A 13,649-nucleotide genomic window follows, 5' to 3' on the forward strand; every position below is an offset into this window, starting at 1 on the left:
CAGAGGGGTCAACTCCATGCGTAAGCACGTCATATCCGCGGTGTCCGCCGCGATTGCCCTCGGCCTCGGACTGGCCGCCTGTGGTTCGGGCTCGGACTCCGGCAGCGGTGACGACGACGCCCTGGTCGTCGGCGCCACCGCCGTACCGGCCGGCGAGGTCCTGTCGTACATACAGAAGGACCTGGCCGAGAAGGCCGGACTCGATCTGAAGATCACGGAGTTCACGGACTACGTCCTGCCGAACACCGCGCTCCAGGAGGGCTCGCTCGACGCGAACCTCTACCAGAACCAGCCCTACCTGGACGACTTCAACAAGTCCAAGGGCACGGACCTGGTGTCGGTCGTCAAGGCCTACCTGCCGCCCATGGGCGTGTACTCGAAGAAGGTCAAGGACGTCACCGAGCTCACCGACGGGGCCACCGTCGCGGTGCCCAACGACGTCACCAACGAGGGACGCGCCCTCAAGCTCCTTGCCTCCAAGGGTGTCATCACGCTCAAGGAGGGTGCCGGTACGACCGCGTCCCCCAAGGACATCACGGCCAACCCGAAGCACCTGACGTTCAAGGAGCTGGAGCCCGCCCAACTGCCGCGCTCGCTCGACGACGTGGCCGCAGCGGTGATCAACAACAACTACGCCCAGGACGCGGGGCTCAGCCCCGCCACCGACGCGATCCTCCTGGAGTCCGCGAAGGACAACCCCTACGCGAACCTCCTGGCGGTCAAGAAGGGCAACGAGGACGATCCGCGGGTCAAGAAGCTCGCGAAGCTCCTGACCTCGCCGGAGGTCAGGAAGTTCATCGAGGACAAGTACAAGGGCTCGGTCCTGCCGGTCACTTCCGACTGACACCCGTCGTCACCGCACGGGGTTCACTCCATCACCCGGAGTGGACCCCGTGGTGCGTCACGGTGGTTTCATGCTGCATGCTGGGCAGTTCAGCGGGCCCGGTGGTTTCCCACGGCCCGAGGTTCCCGAAGGTTACGGAGCGGCGCATGACGAGCACCTTCCCCGACATCTCCATCAGCACGGAGCGGTTGGTACTGCGTGCGCTCGAGGACGACGATGTCGCCGCCCTGACCGAGATGATGAACGACGAGATGGTCGCGGCCTGGACGGCGGTGCCCCAGCCCTACACCGAGGACGGCGCCCGCTCCTGGATCACCGACTACGCGCCCACCGAACGCCGGGCGGGCCGCGGACTCGACCTCGCCGTCACCGAGTTCCTCACCCAGCGCCTGGTCGGCATCATCCAGCTCGCCAAGACGAACTGGCACGTGCGATCCGCCGAACTCTCGTACATCATCGCCCCCTGGGCCCGCGGCGAGGGCTACGCCTCCGAGGCCGCGCTCGCCACCGCCCAATGGCTCTTCCGTGAGCAGAAGTTCGAGCGCGTCGAACTGCGTACGGCCGCCGACAACACCGCCTCGCAGCAGGTCGCCCAGAAGATCGGCTGCATCAGCGAGGGCGTCCTGCGGGGCGCCTGCATAGCGCGTACCCGTACCGAGGACGGCAACTGGACCGACGTACGCACCGACTACATCGTGTGGAGCCTGCTGCCGGAGGACCTGGACGGCGTGGGCGAACAGTTCGCCGACAGCGGTTTCACGTCGTTCTCCGACTGGAACTGACTCCGGGGAATCGCCGAAGGGGAACCGGGAAAGTCCCCGGAGGCGGACCTGGACCCCAGCGGCCCCGGTGCGGCATCCGCGGGACCGCTCCCACCCTCCGGAGCCCGTCAGGACGCCGCGCAGCGGTACCAGGTACTCTCACGGAGCCCGCTCACGGGCCTGCCCTGACGACCTGCGAAAACCTTTCTGGAGACTGACAACGATGGCCGACCGGGTCACGGTGATCGGCTGGGACGGCTCGCCGCTGAGCGCCGCGGCGCGCTCGGCTCTCGCTGCCGCGACGCTGGTGGCCGGCACGGCCCATCACCTCGCGCTTCCCGAAGTGCCCGCGACCGCCGAACGCATACGCCTCGGCAGCGTCGCCCTCGCCGCCCGCCGGATCGCGGGCCACCGGGGCAGCGCCGTCGTCCTCGCCGACGGGGACCCGGGCTTCTTCGGTGTCGTCCGCACCCTGCGCGGTCCCGAGTTCGGCCTGGAGGTCGAAGTCGTCCCGGCCGTCTCCTCGGTGGCCACCGCGTTCGCCCGCGCAGGCATGGCCTGGGACGACGCACACGTGGTCGTCGCACATGCCCGCACCCTGAGACGCGCAGTGAACGTATGCCGCGCACACACCAAGGTCGCCGTCCTCACCTCGCCCGGCGCCGGCCCCGCCGAACTCGGCCTCCTCATGGACGGAGTGCACCGCACCTTCGTCATCTGCGAGGAACTCGGCACCGCGAACGAACAGGTCACGATCCTCACCTCCGACAAGGCGGCCGACCACACCTGGCGCGACCCGAACGTCGTCATCGTCATCGGCGGCTTCGTGGCCGAGGCAGAAGGCGGCAGCTGGATCGCAGGCCCCGAACCCGCCGCGGGACCACGCGGCTGGGCGCTCCCCGCGAAGGCGTACGGCGGCGCACTCGGCGAAGGTGAAACGGATCTGCTGCGCGCCGCCCAACTCGCCCGCCTGGGACCGCGCGTCGGAGACCTCGTCTGGGACATCGGCTCAGGCAGCGGCGCCTTCGCCACCGAGGCCGCGCGCACCGGCGCCGCCGTCATCGCGGTCGACCGGAACCCCGGCTCCTGCGCCCGCACCGAGGACTCCGCCCGCCGCTTCGGCGTCCAGATGCAGATCGTGCACGGCGCCGCTCCGCACGTCCTGGAGGACCTGCCCGAACCCGACGTCGTACGTATCGGGGGCGGCGGAGTCGCGGTGGTTTCCGCGGTCGCCGATCGACGGCCGCAGTGCATCGTCACGCACGCCTCGACCCGCGACGCCGCCGAACTCGTCGGCAGGCAACTGACGGAGCACGGATACCAGGTGGAGTGCTCCCTCATCCAGTCCGTCGAACTCGACACAAAGGCCTGGACGGAGACGGAACGGAGCGTCGCGTTCCTGCTCACAGGCCGTCTGCCCGATCGCGCCGATCGCGCCCTGTGATCCTGTTGTCGTACTGCGCGCGGTAGGCTGGCCGATCGTTGTACCGCTCTCGGGGGATCAGCCTTTCGTAGGCCAATGTCCGGAAAACGCGCCCGTTTTGAGGTGTGTGTGGTACAGCGGAACCGGAGGACGCGCAACGTGGCGCAGTCCACAGCGGGCCCTCGCGGATCAAGCTGTCGCCAGGGTGGAACGACCGGGATAATGCCAGTTAATGGCTTTGTCGTCTTTCTTGGACGGTCGTTCGTGCCGCTGGGCATGCGCGCTCGTTCTTCACCATGGGGCGGTCGGTGCGCCGTTCCGGGTGAGCTGGACTTGGAAGCACTAACCGATGGGCGAGGGGTACGCATGACTGACACCGGCCAGGTCCCGGGCGAGGGACTGCCGGAGAACGCAGGCATGGTGGATCAGCCGGGCGTCCTCGCGCCGGGTGCCTACACCTTCCTCGACCCCTCCGAGACCCCCGCCGATGACGACGACCTGCTCCTGATGCCGGGCGCCCCGGGGGCACAGGGCGCGTGGGGCAACGAGGTGCCGCCGCCGGCCCCGATGCCGTTCGTCCACGAGGCGGGTCCCCATGAACCCGGTCCCCATGAACCCGGTCCCCATGAACCCGGTCCCGATGAACCCGGTCCCCATGAACCGGGTCCGCACGAGACGGGTGCTCAGGAGCCCGGTCCGCACGAGACGGCCGGGCGGGACAGCGGCTCGGTCGACCTCAGTGCGGTCCGCGCGCCGGAACCCGTGCGGGACCCCGCGCCGGCCCCGCAGCCGACGCCGGTCCGTCGCCCGCTGCACCTCGGCCCGCCGACCCCGGACGGCTCCGCGAGCCCGGTCCGCTCGCTCGCCGACCGCGGCCCCGCGGGGGCCCCGATGAGCCCGGTCGCCGGAGCGGCGTTCAGCAACCCCGTGACTCCCGTACGCCACCCCGGGCCGCCGACCGTCGGGCCCGAGTACCTCGATGTGCAACAGCTCTCCGAGATCCCGCCGCAGGGCGCGATGCCGTGGGGTGCTCCGCCGTCGGGTCCGGAACAGGCCGCTGCAGAAACGGTCGTCCCGGAGGCGGCGCCGGGTGTGGAGTCGGCCCGGGCGGCGTCGGCTCTCGAGCATGCTGCTCATGACCCGGCGCAGGATGTGGCGGAGGGGCAGGGGCTCGCGGCGGGCTCCCAGGGACCGGAGGGCGGTCAGGTTCCGGAGGCCGCGCAGGCTTCCCAGGACCAGGGCCAGGACCAGGGCCAGGGCGTGGGCGGGGACGGGGCTGAGTCCGAGGCGCTTGCTGAGGTCCCTCAGGAACCGGAAGCCGGTCAGGTCCCGGGGTCGGCGCAGGCTTCCGGAGCCCAGGACGTCGCTGAGGTTCCGTCTCTCGTACCCGTTCCCCAGTCCCCGGCCGCCGCTCCGCTGCCCGAGGCAGCCGCGGACGCTTTCGCCCCCCGGGCTCCCGAAGCCGTGCCCTCCCCGGACGGATCACTGGGCTCCCATCTCACGCAGGACCTGGACGAGACGCCTTTCCCGGGGGCCCCGCACGCCTCGGAGCCGACGGACGCCGCCGCTGACGCCTACGTCGCACCCACGCACCTCGCCGCGCAGGCACCGGTCCCCTCGGACGGCGAGTTCCTCGCACCCGAGCCGAATCTCAAGCTCGAACCGAAACCGCGCAGGGCACTCGCGACCCCCGCGGAGCTCACCGACCCAGAGTTCACCGACCCGGCGGTCGTGCATCCTGCCGCCCGCCTCGCCGAACGGGAAGAGGGGGGTGACGTGACGGCGGCCCCGGCGCCCCAGTTCGCGTTTCAGGCAGCCCAGTCGGCCGCCTCCGCCGGCCACGTCCCGGACCCCGCCGCCCAGTTCGCGGAGACGGGATCGCCTGTGGAGTTCCCACTCACTCCCGACCACGCCCTGACGCAGCCACCGCCGCAGGCCCAGGCGCAGGAGCAAGCACTTCCTGTGGACGCGCACCCGCCGTTCGCCGCGGTGGCCGCGGCCGAGCCCCGGCACGGCGTACCGGCGGGCGTGGGCGCGCACGCGCAAGTGCCGCACGCGGCTGTGGGCCAGGCCCATGGCGAACACTTCCCGGCCCCCGGCGACGGAGCAGTCCCGTCCGGTCTCCCGTCCGCCCCGCTTGACCCCCACGCGGCCCAGCCCCACCCCGAACAGCCCCACTCAGGCCAGTCCCTCGGCCAGTTCGTGCCGGTGGAGGGCTCGGTGCCGACGACCCCGCACCTCGCCCCGACCCCGCCGCACGCCATGACGGTGCCGCCCTTCCCCGCGGAGGATCAGCCCACGGCCGAGGAGTCCACGGAGGGAACCTCGCAGCCCCCCGCCCCCGAAACGGACCTCGTCGCTCCGGTACCCACGCCCCGCGACGCAGCGGGAGAGGGAACGGAGGCCGAGGCAGTGGCAGAGGTCCAGGCACCCCCCGTACCGGAGCCGCTCCCGGCGTCTCCGGAGCCCGTGGTCGCACAGCAAGCGGACGATCTGGACACCCAGGGCGCCGACCAGGAAGAGAGCACGGCCGCAGTGGCAGACGTAGGAGAGTCCACAGGCCCGGCGGCACCCGGCTACGACGATGCGGAGCGCGAGGCCGTCCTGCGGGTGATGCGCGAGCGCCGCGACATCCGCAACGGCTTCCGCAGCGACCCGATCCCGCACGACGTACTGCTCCGTGTTCTGGAGGCGGCCCACACGGCACCGTCCGTCGGCCACTCCCAGCCCTGGGACTTCGTCGTCATCCGTTCCGCCGACACTCGGCGTTCGATGCACGAACTCGCGGTCCGCCAGCGCGAGGCATACGCGAAGTCGCTGCCCAAGGGCCGCGCGAAGCAGTTCAAGGAACTCAAGATCGAGGCCATCCTCGACACCCCGGTGAACATCGTCGTCACCGCCGACCCGACCCGCGGCGGCCGCCACACCCTGGGCCGCCACACACAGCCGCAGATGGCCCCGTACTCCTCCGCGCTCGCGGTCGAGAACCTCTGGCTCGCGGCCCGCGCCGAGGGCCTCGGCGTCGGCTGGGTCAGCTTCTTCGACGAGCGCGAGATGGTCCGCGCGTTGGGCCTCCCCGAGCACCTGGAGGTCGTCGCCTACCTCTGCGTCGGCTACGTCGACGAGTTCCCGGAGGAGCCCGAGCTGATGCAGGCGGGCTGGTCCAAGCGCCGCCCGCTGTCCTGGGTCGTCCATGAGGAGACGTACGGCCGTCGCGCGCTACCCGGTGAGGAGCCGCACGACCTGCTCGCCGAGACGATCTCCAACATCCGTCCGCTGGACGCCAAGGCGCTCGGCGAGGCCTGGGAACGCCAGAAGCGGATGACGAAGCCCGCCGGCGCCCTCGGGATGCTGGAGATCATCTCCGCGCAGCTCTCGGGCCTGTCCCGGATGTGCCCGCCGCCGATCCCGGAGCCCGCCGCGGTCGCGATCTTCGCCGGTGACCACGGCGTGCACGCGCAAGGCGTCACCCACTGGCCGCAGGAGGTCACCGCCCAGATGGTGGCGAACTTCCTCGGCGGCGGCGCGGTGTGCAACGCCTTCGCCAACCAGGTCGGCGCCGAGGTCTGCGTCATCGACGTGGGCGTCGCCTCCGACCTCCCGGCCACGCCGGGCCTGCTGCCGCGCAAGGTCCGCGCGGGCACCGCCGACATGACGACCGGTCCCGCGATGACCCGCGAGGAGGTCATCGCGGCCATCGAGGTGGGCATCGAGACGGCCCGCGACCTCGTGGCGGCGGGCAACAAGGCCCTGCTGACCGGCGAGATGGGCATCGCCAACACCACCCCGTCGGCGGCCCTCATCTCGGTCTTCACGGGCACCGACCCGGCAGAGGTGACGGGTCGTGGCACGGGCATCAACGACGAGACGCTCGCCCGCAAGACCGAGGTCGTACGCCGAGCCATCGAACTCCACCAGCCGGACCCGGCCGACCCCATCGGCGTCCTCGCGGCCATCGGCGGCCTCGAACACGCGGCCATGGTCGGCCTCCTCCTCGGCGGCGCCTCCCTCCGTACCCCGGTGATCCTGGACGGCGTCAGCGCCGGCGCCGCGGCCCTCGTGGCCCGTGCCATCGCCCCTGAGGTGCTGGCCGCCTGCATCGCCGGGCACCGCAGCGCCGAACCGGGCCACGTGGCCGCCCTGAACAAGCTGGGCCTGCGTCCGCTGGTCGACCTCGACCTCCGCCTGGGCGAGGGCACCGGCGCGCTGCTGGCGCTGCCGGTGGTGCAGAGCGCGGCACGGGCGATGCACGAGGTGGCGACGTTCGATTCGGCAGGGGTCACCGAGAAGTAGCCTCAACGGCTGTGGGCAGTCGTTCCGCCGGGCGGAACGGGTGGGCACAGCCCGCCCGCCCACCTGGACGTGCGGGGGTCCAGGGGCGCAGCCCCCGGTTTCGGGAAGGGGCGGGCCTGGGGAAAGAACCCCCACCCCACCCCAGCCCCTTACGGCCCCGCACCATAAAATCCGCACGTCAAGGGGCTAGCCCGAGGCACCAATGCCCCACCCCGCCCGAGGAGCCGCACCGCCATGGCCGAACACCCCGCCTACCCCGTAGGTCTCCGCCTCACCGGCCGCCGCGTAGTGGTCCTCGGCGGTGGCCAGGTCGCCCAACGCCGCCTCCCGGCGCTCATCGCGGCAGGTGCGGACATCCACCTCGTATCCCCGGAGGCCACCCCCTCCGTGGAAGCGATGGCGGACGCCGGCGAGATCACCTGGACGAAGCGCCTGTACGAGGAGGGCGACCTGGCGGACACCTGGTACGCCCTGATCGCCACCCGTGACCGCAAGGCGAACGCCGAAGCCTCCGCGGAAGCGGAACGCCACCGCGTCTGGTGCGTCCGCTCGGACGACGCCGACGCGGCGACGGCGTGGACCCCGGCCACGGGCCACAGTGAGGGCGTCACCGTGGCGATCCTCACGACGGACGCCCGCGGCCGCGACCCCCGCCGCACCGCCGCGATCCGCGACGCGGTGGTCGAGGGCCTGCGCGACGGGACCCTCGTGGCGCCCCACCACCGCACCCGTACCCCCGGGGTCGCCCTGGTCGGCGGCGGCCCCGGCGACCCGGACCTGATCACGGTCCGCGGCCGCCGCCTCCTCGCCGAGGCGGACGTGGTCATCGCCGACCGCCTCGGCCCGCGCGACCTGCTCGCCGAACTTCCGCCGCATGTCGAGGTGATCGACGCGGCGAAGATCCCGTACGGCCGTTTCATGGCCCAGGAGGCCATCAACAACGCGCTGATCGAGCACGCCAGGCAGGGCAAGTCGGTCGTACGGCTGAAGGGCGGCGACCCCTTCGTCTTCGGCCGCGGAATGGAGGAGGCCCAGGCGCTCGCCGAAGCGGGCATCGCCTGCACGGTGGTCCCCGGTATCTCCAGCTCGATCTCGGTCCCGGGCGCCGCGGGCATTCCGGTCACCCACCGCGGGGTCGCCCACGAGTTCACGGTGGTCAGCGGCCATGTGGCCCCCGACGACCAACGCTCCCTGGTCGACTGGCAGTCCCTCGCCAAACTGCGCGGCACGCTCGTCGTACTCATGGGAGTCGACAAGATCGGCGCCATCGCCCGCACGCTCATGGCCAACGGCAAGGCGGCCGACACCCCCGTCGCCCTGGTCCAGGAGGGCACGACGGCAGCGCAGCGCCGCGTCGACGCGACCCTGGAGACGGTCGCGGAAACCGTCCGCACGCAGGACGTGAAGCCCCCGGCGGTCATCGTCATCGGCGAGGTCGTGAACGTGGGCCCCGCGAACACCAAGAGGTAACCCCCGGTAACACAACACCTTCCCAGCCGTTGGCACCGCACCCAGGACAAGGCAGTATCACCCTGTGGCCGATCTCATCACCGTTGAGGACCCCGCCGACCCCCGTCTGAGCGACTACACGGGCCTGACCGACGTGGAACTGCGCCGCAAGCGCGAACCCGCCGAGGGCCTGTTCATCGCCGAGGGCGAGAAGGTCATCAGACGCGCCAAGGACGCCGGGTACGAGATGCGCTCGATGCTGCTCTCCGCCAAGTGGGTCGACGTCATGCGGGACGTCATCGACGAGCTCCCCGCCCCGGTGTACGCGGTCAGCCCGGAGCTCGCCGAGCAGGTCACCGGCTACCACGTACACCGTGGCGCACTCGCCTCCATGCAGCGCAAACCGCTCCCGATCGCGGACGAACTCCTGCAGACCGCGCGCCGCGTGGTCGTCATGGAGTCGGTCAACGACCACACCAACATCGGCGCGATCTTCCGCTCCGCCGCCGCCCTCGGCATGGACGCGGTCCTGCTCTCCCCGGACTGCGCGGACCCGTTGTACCGCCGCAGTGTGAAGGTCTCCATGGGCGCCGTCTTCTCGGTCCCGTACGCCCGTCTCGACTCCTGGCCCAAGGGCCTGGAATCGGTCCGCGACGCCGGCTTCAACCTCCTCGCCCTCACCCCCGACGAGAAGGCGATGTCCCTCGACGAGGCGGCCCCGCACCGCATGGACCGGGTCGCGCTGATGCTCGGCGCGGAGGGCGACGGCCTCTCCACTAAGGCTCTGATGGCGGCGGACGAATGGGTCCGCATCCCGATGGCCCACGGCGTCGACTCACTCAACGTGGGCGCCGCAGCCGCCGTCGCCTTCTACGCGGTGGCGACGGGCCGCCCGCAGCCCTAGGCCCTGTCGGGGGAGCCTGTCGACCATTCCCGTCCGACAGGCCCTAGCCATCCTGCTGCTGTAGCTCACTCCGGTACTGCTGTTGCATCAGATTCCCCGCGGGCAGCGGCTCGAACGACTGCTCCTGTCGTACGACCTCCCGTACGCCACCGTCGTCCTTGAGGCTGCGTGCCGGACCCTGACACCCCTGCGCCGCCGCGATCCCCAGCGCCACCAGCAACGTCACCACGACGAACACGAAGAGCCGCTGACGCAACAGACGCGGGTTGGCGGGCCGTCGGCCGGTACCGGTGGTGCGGGGCGGCGGCCGCCCGGTACCGCTGCGGGGCGCGGGCCTGCTTCCCGAGCGACCGGTGTTCCGCGGGGGAGCGGGACGCGCCCCCGACCGCGGACCGCCGCCGTTGGTCCCGCCCGTCCGCGGCGGGGGAGTGCCCTGCGGACGCCGCTGGGTGCGCTGCTCGGCGTACTGCTCGGCGAGCCGCCCCGTCGGCCGGTCGGGATCGGTGCGGGGCGCGGGCGGACGGGCGTCGGCCATCCCCTGTGCCTCGCGGGCGGCGATCTCCTTGAGCCGCAGGGACAGTTGGAGCGTGCTCGGCCGCTCTTCCGGGTCCTTCGCCAGACATGCCCGTACGAGGGGGGCCAGTGCGTCCGGAACGCCGTGCAGTTGGGGCTCCTCGTGCACGACCCTGTAGAGCATCACTTCGGAACTGCCCTGCCCGAAGGGAGAGTCCTGGGTCGCCGCATAGGCGAGCGTGGCGCCCAGCGCGAAGACGTCCGTGGCCGGTGTGACGGCGGCCCCGCGCACCTGCTCGGGCGCGAGAAAGCCCGGCGACCCGACAGCCGTACCGACATGCGTGAGGGTGCTCGCCCCCGTCGCCCAGGCGATCCCGAAGTCGATGATCCGCGGCCCCTTCGGGGACAGCAGGATGTTGGACGGCTTGAGATCCCGGTGTACGACACCGGCCTCGTGCACCGCGACAAGCCCCTCGGAGAGAGCGGCGCCCACGGAGGCCACGTCGGCGGCGGCCATCGGCCCGTCGTCGGCGACCTTGTCGTGCAGGGAGGGCCCGGGAACGTACTGCGTGGCGAACCACGGCCGGTCCGCCTCCAGATCCGCCGCCACGAGCCGCGCCGTGCACCCGCCGCGAATCCGCCGCGCGGCCGAGACCTCGCGTGCGAACCGCGACCGGAACTCCTGATCCTCCGCCAGATCGGGCCGGATCACCTTCAGCGCGACCCGCTGCCCACGCCGGTCGGAGCCCAGGTAGACCACGCCCATACCACCCGCGCCGAGCCGTCTGTGAAGCCTGAACGAGCCGACGACACGCGGGTCCTCGCGCCTCAGGCGCATCATCGCCATGTCCATCCCCGCTGCCCGGTCCGTTTGACGAGCCACAGCTTACGTTTACGCGGCCGGTGGCGCGCAGAGGCCGCGCCCTCTCGGCCCGATCGATTGTCAGTGCCGGGTGGGAAACTTGAAAGGTGGTCAGGGAGCGTGTGAACAGTACGGCTTTGTGCCGGCTGTGATCCCAACCATCCGTCGCAGAAGGGGGATTGAGCCCGTGAAGGGTGACCGAGTGGAGATAGTCGTGGACGCCGGGGACACGACGCGTACATACGAGGTGGTGGCCAGCAGGGCAGGCCGAAGGGTGGAGACGGCGGTACGCCGAGGAGTCGTGGAAGTGAGCGAAGTCACCCGAAGCGGATCAGTGGTGCGTACCGCCCGCTTCATGGCGACCCGGGTGCTGGCGCTGGTGGAGCAGCCGGTCCCCCGGGAGGACAGCTCGGAGCAGTCGGGATAGCCGGATCGGACCGGGCGCCCTCTCCGGGAAGACCCTGAGGCCCAGGACCTGGTCTCCACCCAGGGGAGTACTCCGCAGATCACCGGTCATCCTCCGGGAGGCCCGCCAATCGGTACGAGGGCATGACGACCCATCGGCGCCGCACGCCTAGATTTGTTGTCAAGCGGCGGGTGCAGCACTCGTCCCCCGAGGTCAGACACTCGCCGCTGCCAACCACAACAGAAGCTCGGTCAGGAGAGGACCATGGCCCACACGGCATCGCGGACAGTGATCCGCACGCAGGGACGCAAGGCATACGCCGCCGCGTTCGGCACCCGCCGCCAGGGCCGTCGCCACCCATTGGTGGCGACAGCGATGGTCCTCCCCCTGGCGGCCCTGCTCGTAGTCGTCTTCGGCGGCTGGGAAGCAGTGGTCACACAAGCGTCGTCCGTGGGCGTGATGCTGGGGCGCTGAGCGGCGCCCCAGGCCCGGAAGAGCGGTCCGGGCGGGGACATCCGGCCATGAAACCCCGTGGGGACGGGGGTGCGGCGGACGGCAAAAAATGCCCGCGCAGCTGGGGAGCTGCGCGGGCATTGCCTTGCGCCTGGACCGGCGGCTGTTCTTTGCGCCTGAACCGGCGCCGCTTTCGCGGACGTGGTTGCTCGCCGTGGGGGTTCCTCAATTGATGGTTGCGTTCAGAGCCCTTCGGTGCCTGCGTACGCTCACAAGGAACCGTCGTACTTCAGGGGGAGTCGTGACCGTAGACGTGCTGTCGGCGTTGACCGCGCGGGCGCGAGGCGAGGCCCACCCCGGCGGGGCCTGTGTCCACGCCGACACAGTCCTCGCAGACCGGCAGGACGGGACCGTCGTCCGGCACGGCGACACCGTCGCCAAGGCGCACGCCCCCGGCACGGACCCGGCGGAACTCGCCGGACGTCTGGCGGTCGCCGCTGACCCCGCCCTCGCGGGCATCCTCCTCGCGCCGCTGCGCCGGGCGCCCGTCGACCTCCACGGCCGATTGGTGAGCTTCTGGCCGAACGGCACCCCCGTCGACCCGGAGAACCCCGAGGCGGCCCCGTGGGAGGCCGCCGCCACGCTGCTGGCCCGCCTGCACCGGGTGCCCGCGCCGGACGGACTGCCGCTCATGCGAGGCCCTGCGAAGGCGGCCCGCGCGATCGCCCGGCTCGGGGCGGTGGGCCCGCACTCGGCGGCCGCCCCGGTCCTGCGTGCCTGGGGCGGCCTCCCAGCCTGGGCCCGCGCGGAAGCGGCCATGCCGGCCACGACGACCCTCTGCCACGGCGACCTCCACCTCGGCCAGTTGGTGCGCCACCCCGCCGCGACCGGGCCCTGGCTTCTCATCGACGTGGACGACCTCGGCGTGGGCGACCCGGCCTGGGATCTGGCGCGACCGGCCGCCTGGTACGCCTGCGGCCTGCTCCCGCCCGAGGAGTGGACCCGCTTCCTGACCGCCTACCGGCACGCGGGCGGCCCTGCCGTCCCCGCCCACGGCGACCCCTGGCCCGCCCTGGACGTCGCGGCCCGTGCCCTCACGGTGCAGACGGCGGCGCTGGCGATCGTCAAGTCCGCTGCGGAGGAGCGCCCGTTGGACGAGGTGGAACAGGCCGTGATCGACGCCTGCGGCCGAATGAGCGGCGCCCCGCCCGAGTTGGCGCACGATTTCGCGAAGTAGTGTGCAACCGACCGAAGCCGGGCGGAGTCTGTCCTGGCGGAAGCATTACCGACGGCAGGGAGTTGAGCCGAGCATGCAGTGTCCGAAGTGCCATGCGCCGATGCACACGTACAACCGCAACGGCGTCCAGATCGAGCAGTGCAGCGGGTGCCGCGGGATTTTTCTCGACTACGGCGAGCTGGAGTCGCTGACCCGCGTGGAGTCGCAGTGGTCGCAGCCCGCGCCGCCGCCCCAGGCCGGCCCGTACCAGGGCGCGCCCGCGCCGGCCTGGGGAGCCCCGCAGCAAGGCGGTCATGGAGGCCACGGCGGTCACTACGGCGGCCACCAGGGAGGCCACCGTCAGAAGAGCTTCGGCCGCATGCTCTTCTCGTCCTGAGGCTCCCGGGGCCCTTGAGGGTCCCGGGACGACGAAACCCCCAGCCGTACGAGACGGCTGGGGGTTTCGGATGGTGCGCGATACTGGGATTGAACCAGTGACCTCTTCCGTGTCAGGGAAGCGCTCTC

At 71.6% G+C, this 13,649-nt stretch carries 11 protein-coding genes; 10 read left to right on the forward strand and 1 reads right to left on the reverse strand.

Annotated features, from left to right (window positions below):
• Nucleotides 1–16: 16 nt before the first annotated feature.
• The 6 genes from ACFWP7_RS12425 to ACFWP7_RS12450 all read left to right on the forward strand — a co-directional run bounded on the left by ACFWP7_RS12425 (nucleotide 17) and on the right by ACFWP7_RS12450 (nucleotide 9,674).
• Nucleotides 17–844 carry a MetQ/NlpA family ABC transporter substrate-binding protein gene (locus tag ACFWP7_RS12425; protein WP_384380209.1) on the forward strand — a complete coding sequence of 276 codons (828 nt, stop codon included), beginning with the start codon at nucleotides 17–19 and terminating at the stop codon, nucleotides 842–844.
• Nucleotides 845–990: 146 nt separating this feature from the next.
• A complete protein-coding gene (locus ACFWP7_RS12430; protein WP_384380212.1) occupies nucleotides 991–1,626 on the forward strand; it encodes a GNAT family N-acetyltransferase in 636 nt (211 codons plus the stop codon).
• A 202-nt stretch (nucleotides 1,627–1,828) separates the two neighbouring features.
• On the forward strand, nucleotides 1,829–3,049 hold the full coding sequence (cbiE, locus tag ACFWP7_RS12435; RefSeq protein WP_384380215.1) for a precorrin-6y C5,15-methyltransferase (decarboxylating) subunit CbiE: 1,221 nt from the start codon (nucleotides 1,829–1,831) through the stop codon (nucleotides 3,047–3,049).
• Nucleotides 3,050–3,394: 345 nt separating this feature from the next.
• Nucleotides 3,395–7,321, forward strand: a complete 3,927-nt coding sequence (gene cobT / locus ACFWP7_RS12440) for a nicotinate-nucleotide--dimethylbenzimidazole phosphoribosyltransferase (protein ID WP_384380218.1) — start codon at nucleotides 3,395–3,397, stop codon at nucleotides 7,319–7,321.
• 234 nt (nucleotides 7,322–7,555) lie between these two features.
• Nucleotides 7,556–8,791 (forward strand): uroporphyrinogen-III C-methyltransferase, encoded by a 1,236-nt coding sequence (cobA, locus tag ACFWP7_RS12445; RefSeq protein ID WP_384380221.1) that lies wholly within the window; start codon nucleotides 7,556–7,558, stop codon nucleotides 8,789–8,791.
• A 64-nt stretch (nucleotides 8,792–8,855) separates the two neighbouring features.
• Nucleotides 8,856–9,674, forward strand: coding sequence for a TrmH family RNA methyltransferase (locus ACFWP7_RS12450; RefSeq protein ID WP_384380223.1), 819 nt, complete (start codon nucleotides 8,856–8,858; stop codon nucleotides 9,672–9,674).
• Nucleotides 9,675–9,717: 43 nt separating this feature from the next.
• Here ACFWP7_RS12450 and ACFWP7_RS12455 read toward each other — a convergent pair whose 3' ends face one another.
• Nucleotides 9,718–11,040 (reverse strand): protein kinase, encoded by a 1,323-nt coding sequence (locus ACFWP7_RS12455; protein ID WP_384380273.1) that lies wholly within the window; start codon nucleotides 11,038–11,040, stop codon nucleotides 9,718–9,720.
• 196 nt (nucleotides 11,041–11,236) lie between these two features.
• Here ACFWP7_RS12455 and ACFWP7_RS12460 point away from each other — a divergent pair, with 196 nt between their 5' ends.
• The 4 genes from ACFWP7_RS12460 to ACFWP7_RS12475 all read left to right on the forward strand — a co-directional run bounded on the left by ACFWP7_RS12460 (nucleotide 11,237) and on the right by ACFWP7_RS12475 (nucleotide 13,521).
• Complete coding sequence (locus ACFWP7_RS12460; RefSeq protein WP_266824867.1) at nucleotides 11,237–11,476, forward strand: hypothetical protein; 240 nt, start codon at nucleotides 11,237–11,239, stop codon at nucleotides 11,474–11,476.
• Between the two features lie 243 nt (nucleotides 11,477–11,719).
• Entirely contained in the window at nucleotides 11,720–11,929 is a 210-nt protein-coding gene (locus ACFWP7_RS12465; protein ID WP_384380227.1) for a hypothetical protein, read from the forward strand.
• 280 nt (nucleotides 11,930–12,209) lie between these two features.
• On the forward strand, nucleotides 12,210–13,145 hold the full coding sequence (locus ACFWP7_RS12470) for a phosphotransferase family protein (RefSeq protein WP_384380230.1): 936 nt from the start codon (nucleotides 12,210–12,212) through the stop codon (nucleotides 13,143–13,145).
• Between the two features lie 73 nt (nucleotides 13,146–13,218).
• Nucleotides 13,219–13,521 carry a zf-TFIIB domain-containing protein gene (locus tag ACFWP7_RS12475; RefSeq protein ID WP_384380233.1) on the forward strand — a complete coding sequence of 101 codons (303 nt, stop codon included), beginning with the start codon at nucleotides 13,219–13,221 and terminating at the stop codon, nucleotides 13,519–13,521.
• Nucleotides 13,522–13,649 lie beyond the last annotated feature (128 nt).

Origin of the sequence: Streptomyces sp. NPDC058470 (genome assembly GCF_042721055.1) — a bacterium.
In the GTDB taxonomy this organism is placed as follows: Bacteria; Actinomycetota; Actinomycetes; order Streptomycetales; family Streptomycetaceae; genus Streptomyces.